Raw genomic sequence first — 18,872 nt, 5'->3', positions numbered from 1 at the left:
CTGCGTGCGTTCGCGAACAGTTCGGTATATACCGTTTTCCTAAGCTTGCTCCATCGGTGCGGGGACAGTGCCGCACCCTTCCAATGAGGAGCGAGCGATGAACAACCTGACTTCACCTACGACCGTCCTGTCCGGCATGGTGCTGGCGATGCTGGTGGCCTGCGCATCCGTCGATGTGTCGGCCCCGACCGGCGTCGAGACGAGCGACACGACACTGACCACCAATGTGCGGACCAGCCTGGCGAACCAGCCGGGCCTCAACCCGGCCGACATCATGGTGGAAGCCTACGACGGCGAAGTGCGCCTGTCGGGCTTTGCCGGCAACCGCGAGGAAGCGGAGAAGGCGGTGGCGGCGGCGCGCAGCATCACCGGCGTGAAGGTCGTCAGGAACGACCTGAAGGTCAGGGAAGGCCAGTAAGGGCCCTCGCCCTCCCCCGTCCCCCGCTGGGCACATTCAACAATGAGGAGAGCATCATGAACATCAAGCAGATCGCAATGCGCGCCACCATCGTCGCGTCGGTAATGGGCCTGACGGCTTGCGCGAACATGTCGGCGCAAGACCGTAACACCGCCATCGGCGCGGGTGTGGGCGCCGTGGCCGGTTCCGCCCTGTCCGGCGGGTCCGCGCTGGGCACCGTGGGCGGCGCCGCCGTCGGCGGCGTGATCGGCAACCAGGTCAGCAAGCCCACTCGCTGAGCGCATCGGGCGCGACGAAAAAATCGGAGCCAGCGGCTCCGATTTTTTTGTCCTGCCGCCGGCGCCATCAGATGAATACGGTACCCATGCCGATGGTCCCGTTCTCCTTCACCAGTTCATAGCAACCGCACGACACCGCTTCCAGCCCGGACGAATCGAGGATCTCGATGTTGCCGCGGCTGTAGGTGATGAGCTTCTGGTTCTGCAACGCGCTGGCGGCCTTCGTGACGCCGACGCGGCGCACGCCGAGCGCATGCGCGAGGAACTCGTGGGTGAGGTGGAATTTCTCGGATTGCAGGCGGTCGCGCGTGATCAGCAGCGAGCGTGCGAGGCGGGCCTCCAGCACGTGGAAGCGGCTGCACACGGCGATCTGGATCGCCTGCGCCAGCAGCGTGTCGGTATAGCGGTGCAGCAGGTGCTGTAGCGATTCGATGCGGGCGAATTCCCTGCGAAAGTCCTCGGCCGCCATGCGCAGCACGGTGCCGGCACGCTGTACCACGGCGCGCACCTGCGCCTGCCGGTGCCCCAGCGCGACGGAGGCGCCGATCATGCCTTCGCGGCCAACCGATCCGACTTCGAGCGTCATGCGGCCTTCCGCCACTGCGAGCAGCGACACCAGCGCATCGATGGGGAAGTAGATCCATGCGATCGCCTGCCCCGGTTCGTACAGCACCTCGCCGACTTCCGCTTCGACCGTTTCACACAGGGCCTCGATCTGCGCGAGGTCCTCTTCCGGCAGGCTGGCCAGCAGGCGGTTCGGTACCACTGGCTGCGGTGCGGGATCGCTGTGCGCGGTGTCAAAGTTCAGGTTCATGTCGGTCTGGGTTGGCAAGGTGCACATCTGGTAACGAGGTTAACGATTCGTTACGGGGGTGTATGTACGGTGACGCACGGAACCCCCGCCGGTGCGGCAGGACAATCGTTTCATCGTGCCAGCAGGCCCACACAGAACAAAGGAGTCACCATGAATCACCCGAGCACCCCTCCCACCAAGCACAATGTGCCTGCCCTCTTCATCGTCGCCGCCGTGATGCTGATCCTGTTTTCCGGCGTCGGCATTGCCGCCCTGATGGGCTGGCTGCCGTCGTCCGAACAGGCCGGCCGGCCGGGCAAGCTGATGACGCCGCCCGCAGAGCAACTGGCGACGGCGCCCGTCGCCCCGCCGACCAATGCGACCCAGTCGAGCCAGTACGCGGCAGGCGCCGGTACCATCAACGGCGTGCCAACGGGCGCGGTCACCACGTCCGGCGCCTCCGTGGGCGGCAGCGCGGGCGGCTCCGGCACGGTCGCGGCACCAGTGGTGCCGGAAAAGGAAGAGCGCGTCGCCACGCCCGTGCGCGACAAGGCGCTGCAGCGCGAGCGCGAACGCGAGCAGGCGCACAGCAAGGCGACTGAACCCAAGCGGGCCGCGACCAATTGCGCCGAATGCGGCATCGTTGAATCGGTCAAGGAAGGGAAGACACGTGCCGAAGGCAGCGGCGTTGGCGCGGCCGGCGGCGCCGTGGTGGGCGGTCTGCTGGGCCGCCAGATCGGCGACGGCCGCGGCCGCGACCTCGCCACCGTGGCAGGCGCCGTGGGCGGTGCCGTGCTCGGCAACCAGGTCGAAGGCAACCTGAAGGGCCAGCGCAAGTACGAAGTCCTCGTGCGCATGCACGACGGTGAAATGCGCACCTTCTATACCGATTCGCCGGTATGGCGCGGTGGCGACCAGGTCAAGGTCGTCGAAGGGCGGCTGCAATCGCGCTGAACCGTATTTTTATCGTCATCCGCCCCGCCCTCCCGCGGGGCGTTTTTTTTGGCGCTGTCCGCGCACGCGAACAGCGCCGGTTTCTGGCACTGTCTTCTTGCTCTGTCTGCCAACGCACAGTGCCACCGCTGAGCCAGCCCGACAATGACACCGGCGCCACCGTGGCGCGAAGGAGAACAATATGAGCAGGCTGCTGTGGGGCTGGTTGATCGCCGCCGGATTGCTGCTGGCGCGAATGGGGTACATGGAACTGGAAGCGGCCGAAGGCACTTCGCCCGAGGTGACACTGCTGCTGTTGACAGGCGGCCTGCTGGCGGGCCTGTTCGGCATCACGGGGCTGCTGGGGATGCTGGGCTGGATGGCACTGCCCGGCCGGAAATGAAGATTTGCTAACTTCGTACGTCACCGTACAGAAGCGCGCGCCGGTCGGTCGCATACTGGAATCCATGACGGCGCGAGCCGGACATACATAAACTCGAGACGAGAGGACACGATCATGCTCTATACCATTGCCGTAGTACTTATCATCCTTTGGCTGCTTGGCCTGGTGACCTCCTACACCATCGGCGGCTTCATTCATATCCTGCTGGTCGTTGCCGTCATCATGATCCTGCTGCGCCTGATCAGCGGACGAGGCCTGTAGCGTTGACGGGCACCGGGGCGGCGCTGCACTACAATGCAGCGCCGCTTGTTTTTTGTCGGCACACTACAATGCAAGAATAAGGAGGACAACAACCATGAACGTTTCCCTGAACACGAACTTCTCCCAACTGATGCGCAAGGGCGTGGCGGTGACCGTCGCCGCGGCCATGGCACTTGGCGCCACCGGCTGCGCCAATATGGATGCCACGCAGCGCGGCACCGCGACCGGCGCCGGCGTGGGTGCCGGCCTTGGCGCGATCATCGGCGCAGCGACCGGTGGGGGCGGCAGCGGCCGCACGGCCGGTGGCGCCGTGCTGGGCGCGGCGGCCGGCGCCGTAGTCGGCAACATCTGGTCCAAGCGCATGGAAAGCCAGAAGCAGGCCATGGAACAGGCCACGCGCGGCACCGGCGTCCAGGTGACGCAGACGGCGGACAACCGGCTGCGCATGGAAATCCCGAGCGATATCTCGTTCGACACCAACCGCGCCGACATCAAGGACAATTTCCGCCCGATTCTGGACCGCTTCGCCACCACGCTGAACGAGAACCCGGCCACGACGGTGACGATCATCGGCCACACGGACAGCACCGGTTCCGACACGATCAACCAGCCGCTGTCGGTGGACCGCGCCTCGCACACCCGCGACTACCTGGCTTCGAAGGGCGTGTCGCCCACGCGCATCGTGGTGGAAGGCCGCGGCGCACGTGAACCGATCGCGTCGAACGACGACAATGCCGGTCGCGCCCGCAACCGCCGCGTGGAAATCTACGTGGCCGAGCCGGCACCGCGTTCCTGACCTGCGGAGGCCGCGATGAACATGTCACGCCTTCCGGCCGCGCTGTTCATGGCGGCTTGCGCACATGCGGCCCACGGGGCCGCGCTGAAACCGGGGCTGTGGGAAATGACCAGCAAGATCGCCGCCGCCAATCCCGAAACGATGCAGGCGCTGGCCATGGCCCAGCAGGAGATGGCGGCGATGCCGCCGGAGCAGCGCCAGGCCATCGACCAGATGCTGGCCCGGCATGGGGTGACGATGCAACTGGCCGAGGGCGGCGGCGTGAAGGTGAACTTCTGCCTCACGAAAGAACAGGCGGCGAACCCGCGCCTGCCGTCGGGCCAGCCAGGGCAGTGCACCACCACGCAGACACCGGTACCGGCCGGCCTGAACGTCGCGTTCAAATGCAGCCGGCCGCAATCGTCCGGCTCCGGCCAGGTGATCTTCGAAGGCGACAGCGGTTACTCGATGCGCATGAACGTGGACAGCACCGTGCAGGGGCAGACGCAGAACATGACCGTCGAGAGCACGGGGCGGTGGCTTTCATCCGACTGCGGCAGCGTGCCGCCGGTGCGCTGACTCCACCAGCAGCGTGACTGGTGTCGGACATTTTTTCCGGGCGCCTCATACGGAAAAAGTGTACGGAGGAAGTGTACGGAGGGAGTGATGCCATGCATGGCATCACCGCTTGCCAGGCGTGGAGCATGCTCCACGAAACCCTTGTCAAGCCTCCGGTTTTCCCATGAAGCGTCCGATCCCTCAAAGGAAAACCGGTGTCCGACACTATTTTTCCTGCGGAAAAATAGTGTCGGACACCGGTGCATCTGCCGCCGCTCCCTACCCTAGAACGCGTGTCGCAACCCCAGGTTGAACGCGCTGCGCCCCTTCCCCTGCTCGCTGAAGTTGCCCACCCGGTAAGCCGCGTTGTTCTCGTCCTTGATCTTGGCGTAGGCAGCGTAAAACGCGGTGCGTTTCGACATCGCATACGTCACGCCGACGGCGACCTGGTTGGCGTCCTGGTCGGCGAACGTGCGGTCGTCCTTGCGGATGTACGACACCATGAAGGTGGCGGGGCCGGACGAGTACGACACGCCGGCCAGCGCATCGTTGCTGCGCGTGGAGGGCGAGGCAAGCACCAGCGCTCCGTAGGGATTGTCCTGGTCCCAGGGCGAGCTGCCCACGCCCTTGTTCACGGCATAGGCCGCGTACACGGTGGCCGCTTTCGTGACGTGCATGTTCGCCGCGACGATCGAGTTGCGCGCCGAGAGGTCGACTGGCGCGGTCGCACCGGCCGCCTGCAGGAAGTTGTTCTTGCGCTGGTGGGCCGCGCGCAGCGTGAACAGGCCGCCCTGGTAGCCGATCATGGCGCCGTAGGCGCGGTTGCGCGACGTGGAGAATGCCGATTCGCCGAAGCTGTAGATCGCGCTGGCGGAAAAGCCGCGGAACACGTTGGAACGGTATTTGATGGAGTTGTCCGAGCGCTTCGTGCCGTTGCCGATCAGGTTCGTCGCCGTGCCGGCCGTGCCGCCGTGGAATGGGTCGGCCACTTCGGCCAGCGCTTCATAGCCGACGTCGTATTGCCGCCCCACCGTCAACGCGCCCCAGCGGTTCGCCAGGCCCACATAGGCCTGGCTGCCGAACAGGCGGCCACCCTGGTCGCTCTGGCCCGTGTCGTTGCGCACGCCCGCCTCCAGTGTGAAGATGGCGCGGGTGTCGCCGCCGAGGTTCTCCTGGCCAGCGAAGCCGAGCACGGAGCCGGTGGATACGCCGGGCGAGATCTTCGTGCTGGGGCAATCGCCGTTCGGGCAATCGTGCTCGGATACGGCGCCGGCGTCGAGCACACCATAGACGCGTATCGAGGAAGGTTCCTGTGCCAGTGCCGCGACGGGCAACAGGCAAGCAAGTGCCATCAACTTGGTATTCATGATCCGTCTCTAGGTCAAGTCCTACAACCGATCGGCTCGGCCCTGCCACCTTTCGTGCTTTTCCCTAAAGCTTGACGCAAGCATAACGCCCGCTCGCGCCGCCTCTCTGTGCGGAGGCTCACAAATTGGGACTTGTGGTTAAACCATATACCTGATCGGCGCCGTTGCAAATGAAAATTGCAGAGCTCCTGACGTTTATATAAGGAAATGACTCGTGCACGCCACGAACGTGGGCACCGGGGGGGGAAACGGCATAGTTCGCTGGCGAACAGACGCTTTGCAGCTGAGCGGTATACTGCGCACTTTCCTTACGAAGTGCCCCATGCTTGCCATCCTCGACAGCATCGATGAACACACGACGGGGGTGGCCGCGCTGGTCGCGCTCGTCGACCAGTTGCGCCCGCGCCGCCGCGGCAACACGATCCGCGCCGCCGCCAATGTGCGCACCCTGACCCAACTGCTGCGCGGCAATCCCGACCACGCACGCCAATTGCGCGCCTATGTGCTGCGCCTGTTGAAGGCGCGCCGGCACGCCAGCCTGTACACCGAGGTGGGCGTGCTATCGAACGACGGCTTCTTCACCGAGCTCAAGCGGCGTATCGCCTACCGCATCCTGCCGCCGGCGCTGGGCGACGAGTACCTGGCCGATCTGCTCGACCAGGTGTTCTACAAGCAAAGCGACTGGCAATGGATCAGCGGCGTGCCCGCCATGGACTGGATGGACCTGTTCGATACGCTGTTCGAACGCCGCGACCGCACCCTGATGCTGCCGGGCATGCTCGAAGCGATTCGCACCCTGTCCTACCGCGTGGCGGCCATCGGCCTGGAACCGAAGCTGACCAACTTCCACACCGAGATGGAGGAATTCGAATCGCCGTTCCTCGTGCAGAACCGCGAAGTGCTGCATTACCTGGACGGCTACGCGCGCATGATGGCCGGCGAGGAGGTGCCGCTGGACGATCCAAGGCACCTGATGGTCATGCTCGACCAGTGCGATACCGTGGTGGCGCGCATCCGGCGCAAGGCCCTCGTGCAGGGCACGACGATCGCGCTGACCTACCTGCTGGTGACGCTGACGCAAAGCATCGACCGCATGCGCAAGCTGCTGTTCCTGGTGGACGTCTCCGGCGAGCTACGCGCCGAGCCCTCGGTCAATCTCGTCAACGGCACTGTCGGCACGCAGCCGCAGCGCGCCCCGGCCACCCGGCAGGCGCAGCGCCGCGCGGCCACGCTGTCGCTGGCGCTGGAACTGATCGAGGCGCACAACAACAAGTACACGGTGCGCGACCTGTTCCGCGACAATATCCACCTGCTGGCCCGCAATGTGACGGAGAACGCCAGCCGCACGGGCGAGCACTATATCGCCGAGAACCGGCGCGAACTGGTCGGCATGTTCCTGTCCGCGGCCGGCGCCGGCCTGATCGTGGGCTTCATGGCCCTGTTCAAGATTTTGCTGGGCACGCTGCGCGCGGCGCCGCTGGTGGAAGCCTTCCTGTTCTCGATGAATTACTCGCTGGGCTTCGTGCTGATCCACCTGCTGCACTTCACGGTGGCGACGAAGCAGCCGGCCATGACGGCGTCGCACATCGCCGCCAGCCTGCAAAGCCGCGACGGCCGGCACATCGACATCGACAGTCTTGCCGGACTCATCAACAAAGTCTTCCGCACCCAGGTCACTGCAGTGTTGGGCAATATCGCCACGGCCCTGCCGACGGCCTGGCTGATCGCCTGGGGCTGGCAGCAGGTGACCGGGGAGCACCTCGTGAGCCAGGGCAAGGCGATGCACTTGCTGCACGACATCGACCCGATCCATACGCCGGCGCTGTTCTATGCCGCGATCGCCGGCGTGTGCCTGTTCCTGGCCGGCCTGGTCTCGGGCTACTACGACAACCAGGCGCTGTACACGCGCTGGGGGCGCCGCATCGCCCAGTTGCGCGGCCTGAACACCCTCCTCGGCACCGAACGCACGGAGCGCCTGGGCCGCTACCTGGAGCACAACCTGGGCAGCATCATGGGCAACTTCTTCTTCGGCATCATGCTGGGCATGGCCAGCGCCCTTGGCCTGCTGTTGGGTTTGCCGATCGATATCCGCCACGTAACTTTCTCGTCGGCCAACTTTGCGACAGCCGTGGTCGCTTTGGACCACAATGTAAGCTGGCAACTGGTCGTGACATCCGTAACGGGATTCCTGGCGATCGGAGCCGTCAACCTGCTGGTCAGTTTCGGCCTTGCTCTGTGGGTGGCGCTACGCGCGCGCCGTATCCCATTCGAGCACGGCTTCCTGTTGCTGCGCGCGCTGGGCAAGCGGCTGCGCAAGTCGCCGGCGGACTTTTTCCTGGGGTCCAAGGAGGTGAAATGAAACGCTGGAATCCGCGCCGTATCCTGGCGGTGATCCTTGCCGGATGGTGCCTGGCCGCGTGCGCGTCGCTGCCGGCCGTCGACCCGGACAAGACGAAAGAGGCGGCCGCGGCGGTACCGGTCGTCAAGTCGGTCAACGGCACGCTGCCGGAGAGCCGCGCCAAGGCGCTGCTTTCCAAGCGCTGGGCGAAGAACACGCTGGACCTGAAGGCGCAGGCGGCACTGGAGGAAGCCGCCACGGGCGTGCCGCTCATCGCCGGCAACCAGGCCAGGTTGCTGTTCGACGGCCCGCAAACGATGGCCGAGATGATGAAGGCGATCGAGGGCGCGAAGAACCATATCAACTTCGAGACCTATATCTTCGACCAGGACGAGATGGGCGACAGGTTCGCCGACCTGCTGATCGCCAAGCAGAAGGCCGGCGTGACCGTCAACGTGATCTACGACAGCGTGGGCACCCTGCTGACGCCGCAGTCATTCTTCGACCGCATGCGCGCGGCCGGCATCCACATGATCGCCTACAACCCGGTGAACCCGGCCAAGGTGCGCGGCAACGGCTGGAAGGTGAATAACCGCGACCACCGCAAGATGCTGATCGTGGACGGCCGCATCGGTTTCACGGGCGGCATCAACATCAGCGATACCTACTCGAAGAGCTCGCCGTTCCGTTCGAAGAGCCGGCCGCGCAGCGAGAAGGACGTGGGCTGGCGCGACACCCACGTGCGCATCGAGGGCCCCGCCGTGCAGGCGATGCAGTGGCTGTTCATCCAGCACTGGACCGGCCAGGATGCGGACGACCTGCGCGACGCGGATTACTTCCCCACCCCGGTCATTGCCGGCGACAAGCTGATGCGCGTGCTGGGCAGCGAACCGGGCGGCCGCTACGAGATCTACAAGGCGATGCTGCTGGCGATCCAGGAAGCGAAGAAGTCCATCCACATCACCTGCGCCTATTTCGTGCCGGACGAGCAGACGCTGCAGGCGTTGATCGGCGCCGCGAAGCGGGGCGTGGACGTGCGCATCGTGCTGCCCAGCGTGTCCGACAGCGGCATGGTGTTCCATGCCGGCCGCGCCTTCTACGACCGGCTGCTGGAAGCGGGCGTGCAGATCTACGAGCTGAAACTGGCGGTGCTGCACGCCAAGACGATGGTGATCGACGGCGTGTGGTCCACTGTCGGCTCCGCCAATATCGACCGCCGCAGCTTCCAGCACAACGCCGAGGTCAACGTGATCATCCTCGGCGGCGCGTTCGGCAAGGAGATGGAGATCGCCTTCCGCGAAGACGTGAAGAACTCGAACCAGGTCACGCTTACGCGCTGGCGCGACCGGCCGCTGCTGGACCGGATGAAGGAGTTTGCTTCGAAGGTGTGGGATTATTGGCTGTAGCGCGTGCCTTGGTGTCGGACATCATTTCCCCGCACGGGAAATGGTGTCCGACACCGGTTTTCTCTTGAGGCATACCGAACACCGGTTTTCGCTGGAAGCTTCGCGTGACTCGGTGTACGACACCATTTCACCGCCTGGGAAATGGTGTCGTACACCACTAGTGTCCCAACGTTTTTCATAGGAGAGTGAGCTGGGTTTGCTCACCTTCCGCATCCCCTGGTGGGCTAAGTAGTTGATTTATCGGGATTGTCTCGAACATTGTCAGACTCAGAATCTGTAGAATTTCGTACAGAGTATGGGGTAGCTGGAGACGCTTTTTTGCTATGGCGATGAGCACGTAGGTCGAGACGGCGATCCATATCTGGGTCTTCACAGCGTTCTCGCTGGTACCGAAGAAGGCCTTGATGCGCAGATGCTGCTTGATCCATTTGAAGAAGAGCTCGACCTGCCAGCGTTGTTTGTAAAGCGCTGCAATCATCTCCGGTTTCAGTGCGAAATTGTTCGTCAAGAAGGTAACGCGCTTGCCTGTTTCGTCCTTCACGACTACACGCCGCAATGGCGCGGGGTAGCGCAATCTGGTGACGGGAATCGCCAGCACAACCGTCTGATCGCACTGAACATTCGTGCCCGAACGATCCACAGGATTTGAGTACCGACGTCTGAGCTGGGTGTTGCTCCTTGTTCGCGAAATGAAGAACGCGTTCATCAAATGGAGCTTGTAGAGGCGTCCGAAGTCGAGGTATCCGCGATCGAGCAAGTAGTAGGCACCGGGCTCGATTGCGAGGTTGTCGAAGCCTCGCACATCGCTCATTTTGCCGTCCGAGATATGAACGAAGCTTGGAATAGAGCCCCGTAGATCAAGCAGTGTATGAAGTTTGACGCCGCCTTGGTCGATTTGAACGGCGCCCAAGGGTAGACCGACAGGCATAGATCGATCGTGGTGGAATCGAAGGCGTACACGGTTGCGTCGAGGTCTACTCCGAACGGATCGCTCGCATACAGAGGCCTGGCAATTCCAATGAGATGCTGCGCGAGATCGGCGTAGATCTGCCAAGGGCGCGTGGCATTTGCGTTCGCCAAGGTATTGCGGGAAATCGTCGAACAGCGAAAGCCCATGTGGTAAAGCCGCGAGGCCTGTGCTCTCAGATTGAGCTCGATGTCGCGAAGCGACTCACGATAGGTGAGCTGCGCGAAAGCCATCGCGAAGAACTGATCCAAGCATGTGAAATCTTTGACCTTATGGTCGCCGCTATAAGCGGCGACACACCGCCTGAACGTAGTTAGCGGCAGGTGCATCATGACCTGCGCGAACACGAGTTTGCCCTGGTTCATGGGAGCCTTTCGCGGTCGTCCGCAAAAGGCTCCAGTGTGCGCCAAAGAATTGAAATCGAGACCAGATGAAAACGCCGAAATCTCGTCTCGAATCAACCAGTTACAACGTCCATCCGAAGCAACGTTGGGACACTAGTGGTCGTACACCGGTTTTCAGTTGATGCATCCCACAAAAAACCGGTGTCGCACACTTCTCCCGGATGAAGCGCCCGGAAAAAATGTCCGGCACCGTGGCAACATCAACCGCTCACGGTCGGCAACGCCACCGTCTCGTCGCTGGTAATTGCCTCCGGCATGTCCGGCGTGGTCCCCAGCGGCTGCCACGTGTTGCCATCGCGCCGGAACACCTCGATTGTCGCCACCTCGAACGCGCCTTTCTCGTCCTGCCAGCTGTAACGCTCCACCTGGATTTCTTCGCGGTCGATGCGCAGCACATTGAAGGAATTGGTTTCGCCGCGTCCCCGCGTGGACGTGGCCGTGCCCGCCTGCACCACGAGCGCCGCGTAGCCGGCGATCTTGTAGCGCCGCGCGCTGTTGCCGGAATGGCTGGCATGCAGGTGGCCGGCCAGCAGCAGGTCGACGCCGCATTTCGAGAACGCTTCCATGGCCATCGGCGCGCGATCGACCAGGTCGTCTTCGTTGAAGGCTTCCGGCAGGTCGAAGGGATGGTGCGTGACGACGATGCGCGTGAGGGTCGCGTCCACCTTCGCCATGCGATCCTGCAGCCGCTGCACCTGTTCGCGGTTGACACGGCCATCCTTGATCGTCAGCGAGCGGGCGGTGTTCAAGCCCATGACGGCGATCTCGTCGTCCACGTATTCGGGCGCCAGGTTTTCCGTGATGTATTTGCGGTACTTCGTCAGCGGCGAGAGGAAGCGGGCCGCCACGTTGTAGAGCGGGATGTCATGGTTGCCGGGCACCACGATCTGCGGCCCCGGCAAGGTATCGAGCCAGGCCCGCGCCGCCTTGAACTGCTCGCTGCGGGCGCGCTGCGTGAGGTCGCCCGAGACGACCACGACGTGCGGCTGCACCGCTTCGATCGTGCTGCGCAGCGGCGCAAGCAGCTGTTCGTCGACGCGGCCGAAATGGATGTCCGACAGGTGCACGAGGGTTCGCATGCCTTCTCCTATCCTAAGGTACGATGACCGTCAGCGCGCCGGGGCGCGAACGGTAGTTGAGCGGCGGCGCCATCAGCGACACTTCGCCATCGGTGGCGACGCGCACCAGCTTGCGCCGGGTATGTATCGTCAAGTCCTCGGCCATCACCGCGTCGAAATCGCGCGCCTCGTGCAGCCGGCCCAGCAACGCGTGCCCCGCCAGCCGCACGAGGCCGAATCGCGTGGGGCGCTGCGCCACGTACAGGCTCAGCTGCCCACAGTCGAGACGCGTGCGCTCACCGATGTTCAGTCCCTTCATCGTGTACGCATTATTGCCGATGAAGACGAAAGGGGTGCGCCGCGCATGCTCGCTGCCGTGCACGTTCAGCCGCAGGCTGAGGAATGGGTAACGCCGCAGCGCCGACAGGCTGGCCCAGCAGAACGCCAGCCACTTGCCGCGCCCGAGCCGGCGCTGCTGATTGATGCGGTCGCGCACGATGTCCGGATACAGTCCCAGGCTCGAGTTGTTCAGGAAGATGCGCCCATTGACCTCGCCGACGTCGACGGCCTTGTCGCGGCCATGCGCGATCGTGGTGATGGCATCGTCCAGCGCCAGCGGAATGTTCAAGTCCTTGGCGAAATGATTCAGCGTGCCCAGCGGCAGGACACCCATCCTGGCCCGCGTGCCAACCAGCGCCGACGCCACGGCATTCATCGTGCCGTCGCCACCGCCGGCCACCACGGTCTCGATGCCATCCTCGATGGCTTCGCGCGCCACGCCGGTCAGTTCGGCACCGCTGCCGGCCAGCGTCACGTCCGCATCAAGGTCGACCGACGCGAACTTCTCGCGCAGCGCCCGCGCCCAGTCGCCGCGGTATCCCTGCCCCGCCGTCGCGTTGACGATCACCGCGACCTGCGCCATCACTGGTCGCGGCGGGCGGCGCGCCGGCGCCTCAGCGTGGACACGGCGGCAATGCAAATGGCCAGCCAGCCGGCGCTGTAAGTCATGGCCCCCAGCACATCGGATACATAGTGCGCGCCCAGGTAGACGCGGCTGAACGCCACCAGCAGCACCATCGCGATGGCGAAGGCCGCCACGCTCAGGCGGCGCTTCCAGTACGGGGAGGTGGTGAACACATAGCTTGCGATGAGGCCATAGAACAGCGTGGAGGCGGCCGTGTGGCCGCTGGGGAAGCTGTAGGTGGCAAGCGTGAGCAGTGGTTCCTCGAACATCGGCCTGGGCCGCGCATACACATTCTTCAGCAGCACATTGATCAGCATGCCGCCGGGCGCCACGATCAGCACTGACAGCAGCCAATAGGGTGCTTTCTTGTGCCAGAACCACAGGGCCAGCAGTGTGGAAGCAATCGACATGCCGACGATGCCATGAGTATGCGTGATGGCCAGCATGATCGTCGTGAGGGGTTCGAACGCATGGGTGTTGAACCATTGCGCGATGTGGACGTCGAAGCGGGCGATATCGTCCTGCTCCCCTACCGCGTCCGCGATCTCACGGAACATCGACACGCCGGCCACCATGAGCGCCAGCCCTGCCGTCAGGTGCAGGCCGAACTCGCTGCCCGGGGTAAGACGCGCCTCGATGAAGCGCAGTAATCTCGATTGCGCCAGCCTGTTCATGGGTTTCGCACTTTTGCAACGGTTAACGAAAAAACCTGTTTTTTCATACAGCCCTGTGTTTTTGTACAGTAGTTATGGTAAGCTTCTATCCAGTAGGCAGTACTTAGTCAACGCCTGGTTGGATACCGCGAACACTCATTGATTATCCAATCCTTTTTTTATAAGGAATTGTCATGGCAACCGTCAACAGCGACTACGACCCTCGCCGCCTCCCTTCGCGCTTCGACTCGCGCTTCGGTCTCGAGTACGCACCATCGTCTTTCCTGGTGCGGTTCGGCAGACGTGAAATGCTGGTTTGCCGCGACTTCCGCAAGCGCTTTTACCCGGTCAACCCGATCATCGAATGCGATACGGGCGTGCAGCCCGGCCATATCGAGATCCTGCTGTTCGGCCGCTGGCTGTTGATCTTGTCCAAAGCACAGTAATCCATCTGTGCAGTGTCGCACAGTGGTCACGACTGTGTGGCAACAACCGGTCACGGCGGACGTGACCTGCGCAGCTGCGGTGCATTGCGACGGCACCCTCTTCACCCGTTGCGATGCAGCGCCGCGAGCGCAACTGGCAGGCGTGCCGGTGGTCACGTCCGAACGTGAACCCGTGCTGTAAGGTTAGGAAGGCTGATGCACTTGCCAGCTTGCGGGTGCTCCGGGGGACACCGGGGCCAAAGCGATGCTGGTCTCAAGCTTGAGGTCAACGCTTGAGGTGTCAGGGCGTCAGGTCAGGGCCCAGATAACAAGGCCCGTGGCGTGGAAGCATCGGTGCCTACGCGTCGCAATCAAGCCGCCATCAGGCCTTGACCGCCGCGACACCGGCACCCGCTACCTTTTCAAGCTTGCGAAAGCCAGCCGCTTCCGGGAACGCATCGGCCTCCCCAGCCACGGCAATGCCGCGCCCCGCCTCGTCGCTCACGATCACGGCATCGTCCGTTCGACTTGCCCGCTCGGCTTCGTGCAATTCGCGCAGCAGCGCCAGCGCCCGTGTGTCGTGCATTTCCAGCGCGCGCTGCAACGTGGTGGCGGTGACACACGCATCGTCCACGACGACCAGAAACGTTTCCTGCGTGTTATCCAGGAACGTGGAACTGAAACCGATGCTGCTGAACATGCCGCCCACATCCGTGCACAGTTCGCGCAACTGAAGCAGTGTGCGCTTGGTCGATTCGATGTCGTTGCGCATGCCGCTGTCCATGTCGAGCAGCTCCAGCCGCGCCTTCTCATGCTGGGAGAGTTCCGTGATGGTGTCGAGCCAGTGCGCAATACGTTCGGCGATGCGCGTGATGCGCGCGGTTTTCCCGCGCATCATCATGCAGTATTGGAGGCACAGCAGCCACAGCGGCACACGGGCCAGGAACGTGGGCAAGCCCGCCTTGCGGAGCCATGCCTCGGCACGCTTGAAGCGGCGCAGCATGCCACCGATGCTGGCTAGAAGCGGATCCTGGCGCATGAAGTTCTCCCTGCAAACGGCAACGCGGTGTGCGTTGCGCAATACTCCGCAGTATAGGCAGAGCAGGCAGGAGAATGCTCAGCAGGAGATTTGACGCATCTTAAAAGTGACCCAGAAAACTGTGCGCGTTTGTTCTTGCACGAAGCAAGCGTCATGAAACTGTCGGCGCCTTGCGCAGTCGATGTACGAGGCGCACCTGGCCGGCGTGCGCCGGCCAGTACCGCCGTCACGACGGTTTATTGCCATCCTTGCCCAGGCTGCGCGCCACTGCGTCCGCCAGCTGATCGCCGTGCGGGCCCTTGGCTGCTTCCTCCATGCTGCCCACGCGCCGGGCCTGGTCGGACTGCTGGTCGAGGCTGACTTCCTCCGCGACCTCGTAGCGCCCGTCGGCGCCGCCATCCGCGGGCAGCAGGCCCTCGGAACGCGAACCGCTGTCGCGCTGCATGTTGCCCTGCCCGCCGGACTCGCTGCCGCCTGGCTGCGCCTGCCCGCCCGACTGGCTGGCAGACTGGGCATTGCCGCCCTCACCCTGCTGCAAGTTGCCCCGCTGGCCCATGTGCTGGTCCACGGCGCGGCTGTCCTGGTCGCGCGACGTGGCGGCGGCACCTCGCGGCGCCGGGTCGGACCCCATCGTGGGACCGCCCACCGAATCGTCGAGCCCGCTGCCCATCGATTTGCCGGCCCCTTCCGGCGGCGGCGAGTTGTAGTCCGCCCCATGCGGCACCGGCTCGCCCACGATTTTCTTCACATCCTCGGGCGGCACGGTATCGGGCAGGTGCGTGTGGATCGGCGGCTGGCCGAGTCGTTGCTTGTCGTCGTTCTGCATGATGCCTCCTTGTTATCTGAATATCCATCTTAGCCCAACGAATTTTTTCGCCGCACAGCGTTGCCGCGGCTCAAAACGTGTGGGCAGTGCGGACTGATCGGCGCTACAGTCGGGCTCATGAGCTTGATACCCGCGCTGTCGGCCGCGCCAGCGGTGATGTCCCCCGTGACGGACTGGCCCTATCTCGAGATGCTGACCCGCTTCGCGCTGGCGCTGGCGCTCGGCCTGCTGATCGGCCTGGAGCGTGAACGGCGCAAGAAGGAGGCGGGCCTGCGCACCTTCGGTTTCATCGCCATGCTGGGGGCGGTCGGCGCTTCGCTCGGCGACATGTATGCCTATCTCGCGCTATGCCTCACAGGGCTGCTGACGATTTTCCTGAACCTGCAGGACATGCGCACGCACGAAGGCACCGAGCTCACGACCTCCGCGGCCATGCTCGTCACCTGCATCGCGGGCGTCATGTGCGGCAAGGGCCATACGCTGACGCCGGCCGCGATCATCGTTTCCTCCACCGCGCTGCTGGCATGGAAGGATATCCTGCAAGGCTTTTCGATCGGCCTGACCGAGCGCGAACTGCGCTCGGCGCTGCTGCTCGCGATCCTGGCCATCGTGATCTACCCCGCCCTGCCCACCGGGAGTATCGGACCGATGGGGCTGATCCAGCCGCGCGCCGCCTGGGCGACAGTGATCCTGATCGCCGGCATCGGCTTCGTCAACTATGTATTGTGGAAAGCGTTCGGCGCGCGCGGGGTCACGATCGCCGGCTTCCTGGGCGGCCTCGTGAACAGCAGCGTGACGGTCAACGAGCTGGCTTCGCGCGTCAGCGTCAGTGCGGTGGGCGCCGTGGCGGCCGCGGCGTATCGGGGCATCCTGCTCGCCACCGTGGCGATGGTGCTGCGCAATGCCGTGATCCTCGCGCTGCTGGCGCCGGCCGTGGCAGTGGCCGGCATCGGCGCATTCGGCGGCATGCTGGCGGCCACCGCCTTTTTCGTGTTCGTGCGGCGCCACCCCGCCGAGCCGCCCCCGCAGGCCATGCCGGATGCCGAGGACAACCAGATCGTGCTGCCGTTCTCGCTGTGGAGCGCACTGAAGTACGGCCTGATCTTCCTGCTGCTGCACATCGTGGGCGTGCTGACGCAACAGTACTTCGGCAACGTGGGTTTCTATGTCATAAGTGTCATTGGCGGTGCCGTATCGAGCGCGAGCGCCGTCGCCGCAGCCGCCAGCCTCGCCGCCGAGGGCAAGCTGGCGCTGGATGCCGCCGCCACCGGCGCGATCCTGGCTTCGCTGGCCAGCGTGGCTATCAACCTGCCATTCGTGCTGCGAGTGCCGAACCGGCGCTTCGTGCTGTCGATCGCCGTGGCCATGGGCGTGATCGCGGCGGTTGGTCTGGCAGGCCTGCTGCTGGGCGAACCGCTGGCCCGTTTCGTGACCGACCACATGCCGGCACTGGCCGCGTTGCACCCCGCGCCGTCGTCACCAGACGACATTTCAGGCAAGCTCGTGCACCGATAACCCGCGATGTAACAATTGTTTAAACATTTCGCCTTTCTTGCGCCGCTGCCGTGTGGCAAAGTAAATCTTCCAACGCAAGTAGCAGCAACCAGATCCCGGAGAGCACATGCTGAGACCGCTTCTTTTCGCCGCCGTTGCGGCGTCCGCCATCCCCGCCCATGCCGAGACGTGGCACTTTCAGTACCGGGGATTCTACGACTCGGTAAACGAGACTTTCCTGCCCGACCGCGAATTGACCGGCAGCTTCGTGGGACACGACAGCAATGGCGACGGCACCCTCGTCCTCGACGAGATCAGCTCGTTCATGCTGAACAATTTCGACTTCGTCGACTGCCGGAACCTGGGCAATCCCTATTACAAATGCGGGATGGATGGATTCACCTACAGCGACGGCGCGCTTTACTTCACGGCCGGCATCAGCAGCACCGACCCCGAGGGCCTGGTCGGCGGCGGCCATTACTTCACTACCGGCGATCGCGAATACCGCTATGAGTACACTCCCAATCACATCAGGGAATGGGAATACCGCTGGACCGATCAAACCAGACTGACCATTTCCCCGGCACCCGAACCTTCGACATGGGCACTACTGCTGGCCGGTGTTCCACTGACGGTGCTGGCCGTGCGGTCCAGGAGAAAGCGGGATTGAACATGCGAGGCCACCGGTTCCGGGCGAGCCGGTGGCCGGAGATCATTCATGCAGACCGAACGTCGAACCGAACCGAACGCTCCCGTGGCCGAGGCCGTGGACGCCACCGTTGAACTGATGCCGAACATCAGCCGCTACCAGGCCGCGCTGGTGATGGCGCGCGATGGCGTGCCGAAAAAGGTGATCCGCCGCGTGCTCGATGAGCCGGGGCAGCGGCGGGCGGCGGACAAGCCTGGGAAATAGCTCGTCCGATGCGACAACTATTGTGCACTCACATCCATCACGGATTTCGCTGGAATTCGATGCGGTTGTTCTGGTACGCGCGCTTGCTGTAATGACCGAAGACGCGCGTGCTTTCCTTGTGCTCCGCGCTGCCCTGCTCGCGCTTCATGCGGCGCACCAGGGCACGATCTTCGAGCGGCGCCTCGGTGGGAGCGAAGACATCGCGGCGCACGCTTTCCCTTGCATCCGCGCCCCGTGAAATGATCGTCAGACTGCGCCCGGCTGGATCGAAATAGATGCGCATGAAGTCGGTATTCATGTCTTGCAGGTACACGCCATCCTCACGCTGCTGCGCGAAGAAATGGTTGCCACATACTGCCTTGGGTTCGCGCTTCCACTCGCAGGCCAGCAGGATGAGGATGTGCCGGTCATCGAGTTGGCGGACCGAGACGCGCCCTTTCGTGTAGCCCCAATTGCCGGCCGGGACGGTGGTGGAAGTGGTCAGGTTGTATTCGCCGACCAGTTCCTGGGTGGATAGTCCGGCAGCGGTTGCTGTGCCGCACAGCAGGATGGCGGCGGCGATCGCGGTAAGGGGACGCAAGAAGCAGAGCATGAGCAGT

21 protein-coding genes and 1 pseudogene are annotated in these 18,872 nt (G+C 63.9%); 13 read left to right on the top strand and 9 right to left on the bottom strand.

Going from position 1 to position 18,872, the window contains the following annotated elements; all coding sequences use genetic code 11:
• The first annotated feature begins 97 nt into the window (after positions 1 to 97).
• Both V6Z91_RS16535 and V6Z91_RS16530 read left to right on the top strand, forming a co-directional pair.
• A complete protein-coding gene (locus tag V6Z91_RS16535; RefSeq protein WP_338758733.1) occupies positions 98 to 418 on the top strand; it encodes a BON domain-containing protein in 321 nt (106 codons plus the stop codon).
• Between the two features lie 53 nt (positions 419 to 471).
• On the top strand, positions 472 to 696 hold the full coding sequence (locus V6Z91_RS16530) for a glycine zipper 2TM domain-containing protein (protein ID WP_338771889.1): 225 nt from the start codon (positions 472 to 474) through the stop codon (positions 694 to 696).
• Between the two features lie 67 nt (positions 697 to 763).
• On the opposite strand, the gene V6Z91_RS16525 is transcribed toward V6Z91_RS16530, so the two are convergent.
• Positions 764 to 1,510: a Crp/Fnr family transcriptional regulator gene (locus tag V6Z91_RS16525; protein WP_338758731.1), complete on the bottom strand. Its 747-nt coding sequence runs from the start codon at positions 1,508 to 1,510 to the stop codon at positions 764 to 766.
• A gap of 150 nt (positions 1,511 to 1,660) precedes the next feature.
• Between V6Z91_RS16525 and V6Z91_RS16520 the strand changes: the two genes are divergently transcribed.
• The 5 genes from V6Z91_RS16520 to V6Z91_RS16500 all read left to right on the top strand — a co-directional run bounded on the left by V6Z91_RS16520 (position 1,661) and on the right by V6Z91_RS16500 (position 4,440).
• Positions 1,661 to 2,443 carry a glycine zipper 2TM domain-containing protein gene (locus V6Z91_RS16520; RefSeq protein WP_338758729.1) on the top strand — a complete coding sequence of 261 codons (783 nt, stop codon included), beginning with the start codon at positions 1,661 to 1,663 and terminating at the stop codon, positions 2,441 to 2,443.
• Positions 2,444 to 2,624: 181 nt separating this feature from the next.
• Positions 2,625 to 2,825, top strand: a complete 201-nt coding sequence (locus tag V6Z91_RS16515) for a hypothetical protein (protein ID WP_338758727.1) — start codon at positions 2,625 to 2,627, stop codon at positions 2,823 to 2,825.
• Positions 2,826 to 2,939: 114 nt separating this feature from the next.
• Positions 2,940 to 3,086 carry a lmo0937 family membrane protein gene (locus V6Z91_RS16510; RefSeq protein ID WP_121670992.1) on the top strand — a complete coding sequence of 49 codons (147 nt, stop codon included), beginning with the start codon at positions 2,940 to 2,942 and terminating at the stop codon, positions 3,084 to 3,086.
• Between the two features lie 130 nt (positions 3,087 to 3,216).
• On the top strand, positions 3,217 to 3,882 hold the full coding sequence (locus V6Z91_RS16505) for an OmpA family protein (RefSeq protein ID WP_338771887.1): 666 nt from the start codon (positions 3,217 to 3,219) through the stop codon (positions 3,880 to 3,882).
• 15 nt (positions 3,883 to 3,897) lie between these two features.
• The gene (locus V6Z91_RS16500) at positions 3,898 to 4,440 is read left to right on the top strand and encodes a DUF3617 domain-containing protein (protein WP_338758721.1); all 543 of its coding nucleotides are present in this window, start codon (positions 3,898 to 3,900) and stop codon (positions 4,438 to 4,440) included.
• Between the two features lie 263 nt (positions 4,441 to 4,703).
• Here the strand turns inward: V6Z91_RS16500 and V6Z91_RS16495 are convergent, their stop codons facing one another.
• Complete coding sequence (locus tag V6Z91_RS16495) at positions 4,704 to 5,786, bottom strand: porin (RefSeq protein WP_338758720.1); 1,083 nt, start codon at positions 5,784 to 5,786, stop codon at positions 4,704 to 4,706.
• 322 nt (positions 5,787 to 6,108) lie between these two features.
• Here V6Z91_RS16495 and V6Z91_RS16490 point away from each other — a divergent pair, with 322 nt between their 5' ends.
• Positions 6,109 to 8,145, top strand: coding sequence for a site-specific recombinase (locus V6Z91_RS16490; protein ID WP_338758718.1), 2,037 nt, complete (start codon positions 6,109 to 6,111; stop codon positions 8,143 to 8,145).
• Complete coding sequence (cls, locus tag V6Z91_RS16485; RefSeq protein WP_338758716.1) at positions 8,142 to 9,530, top strand: cardiolipin synthase; 1,389 nt, start codon at positions 8,142 to 8,144, stop codon at positions 9,528 to 9,530. The genes V6Z91_RS16490 and cls overlap by 4 nt, the downstream gene beginning before the upstream one ends.
• 175 nt (positions 9,531 to 9,705) lie before the next feature.
• Here the strand turns inward: cls and V6Z91_RS16480 are convergent.
• The 4 genes and pseudogenes from V6Z91_RS16480 to V6Z91_RS16465 all read right to left on the bottom strand — a co-directional run bounded on the left by V6Z91_RS16480 (position 9,706) and on the right by V6Z91_RS16465 (position 13,597).
• Positions 9,706 to 10,862, bottom strand: a pseudogene (locus V6Z91_RS16480) (IS4 family transposase).
• Between the two features lie 239 nt (positions 10,863 to 11,101).
• Positions 11,102 to 11,980 (bottom strand): metallophosphoesterase, encoded by an 879-nt coding sequence (locus V6Z91_RS16475; protein WP_338758714.1) that lies wholly within the window; start codon positions 11,978 to 11,980, stop codon positions 11,102 to 11,104.
• 13 nt (positions 11,981 to 11,993) lie between these two features.
• Entirely contained in the window at positions 11,994 to 12,881 is an 888-nt protein-coding gene (locus tag V6Z91_RS16470; RefSeq protein ID WP_338758713.1) for a diacylglycerol kinase family protein, read from the bottom strand.
• Positions 12,881 to 13,597 (bottom strand): phosphatase PAP2 family protein, encoded by a 717-nt coding sequence (locus V6Z91_RS16465; RefSeq protein ID WP_338758711.1) that lies wholly within the window; start codon positions 13,595 to 13,597, stop codon positions 12,881 to 12,883. The genes V6Z91_RS16470 and V6Z91_RS16465 overlap by 1 nt, the downstream gene beginning before the upstream one ends.
• A gap of 173 nt (positions 13,598 to 13,770) precedes the next feature.
• Here V6Z91_RS16465 and V6Z91_RS16460 point away from each other — a divergent pair, with 173 nt between their 5' ends.
• Positions 13,771 to 14,022, top strand: a complete 252-nt coding sequence (locus V6Z91_RS16460) for a hypothetical protein (protein WP_338758709.1) — start codon at positions 13,771 to 13,773, stop codon at positions 14,020 to 14,022.
• 361 nt (positions 14,023 to 14,383) lie between these two features.
• Here V6Z91_RS16460 and V6Z91_RS16455 read toward each other — a convergent pair whose 3' ends face one another.
• Together V6Z91_RS16455 and V6Z91_RS16450 are read right to left on the bottom strand one after the other, a co-directional pair.
• Positions 14,384 to 15,040, bottom strand: coding sequence for a hypothetical protein (locus V6Z91_RS16455; RefSeq protein ID WP_338758707.1), 657 nt, complete (start codon positions 15,038 to 15,040; stop codon positions 14,384 to 14,386).
• 226 nt (positions 15,041 to 15,266) lie between these two features.
• Positions 15,267 to 15,866 (bottom strand): hypothetical protein, encoded by a 600-nt coding sequence (locus V6Z91_RS16450; RefSeq protein ID WP_338758705.1) that lies wholly within the window; start codon positions 15,864 to 15,866, stop codon positions 15,267 to 15,269.
• A 117-nt stretch (positions 15,867 to 15,983) separates the two neighbouring features.
• On the opposite strand from V6Z91_RS16450, the gene V6Z91_RS16445 reads away from it, so the two are divergent.
• The 3 genes from V6Z91_RS16445 (at position 15,984) to V6Z91_RS16435 (ending at position 18,273) form a co-directional block, all read left to right on the top strand.
• Complete coding sequence (locus V6Z91_RS16445; RefSeq protein ID WP_338758703.1) at positions 15,984 to 17,381, top strand: DUF4010 domain-containing protein; 1,398 nt, start codon at positions 15,984 to 15,986, stop codon at positions 17,379 to 17,381.
• A 106-nt stretch (positions 17,382 to 17,487) separates the two neighbouring features.
• Positions 17,488 to 18,030 (top strand): PEP-CTERM sorting domain-containing protein, encoded by a 543-nt coding sequence (locus V6Z91_RS16440; protein ID WP_338758702.1) that lies wholly within the window; start codon positions 17,488 to 17,490, stop codon positions 18,028 to 18,030.
• A 48-nt stretch (positions 18,031 to 18,078) separates the two neighbouring features.
• Entirely contained in the window at positions 18,079 to 18,273 is a 195-nt protein-coding gene (locus V6Z91_RS16435; RefSeq protein WP_338758700.1) for a hypothetical protein, read from the top strand.
• 37 nt (positions 18,274 to 18,310) lie between these two features.
• Here the strand turns inward: V6Z91_RS16435 and V6Z91_RS16430 are convergent, their stop codons facing one another.
• The gene (locus V6Z91_RS16430; RefSeq protein ID WP_338758698.1) at positions 18,311 to 18,865 is read right to left on the bottom strand and encodes a hypothetical protein; all 555 of its coding nucleotides are present in this window, start codon (positions 18,863 to 18,865) and stop codon (positions 18,311 to 18,313) included.
• Between the last annotated feature and the right edge of the window lie 7 nt (positions 18,866 to 18,872).

The organism is Massilia sp. METH4, from assembly GCF_037094685.1.
In the GTDB taxonomy this organism is placed as follows: domain Bacteria; phylum Pseudomonadota; class Gammaproteobacteria; order Burkholderiales; family Burkholderiaceae_D; genus Rugamonas.
The sequence above is the reverse complement of the archived record's forward strand: the minus strand, read 5'-3'. Positions and strand labels throughout refer to the sequence as shown.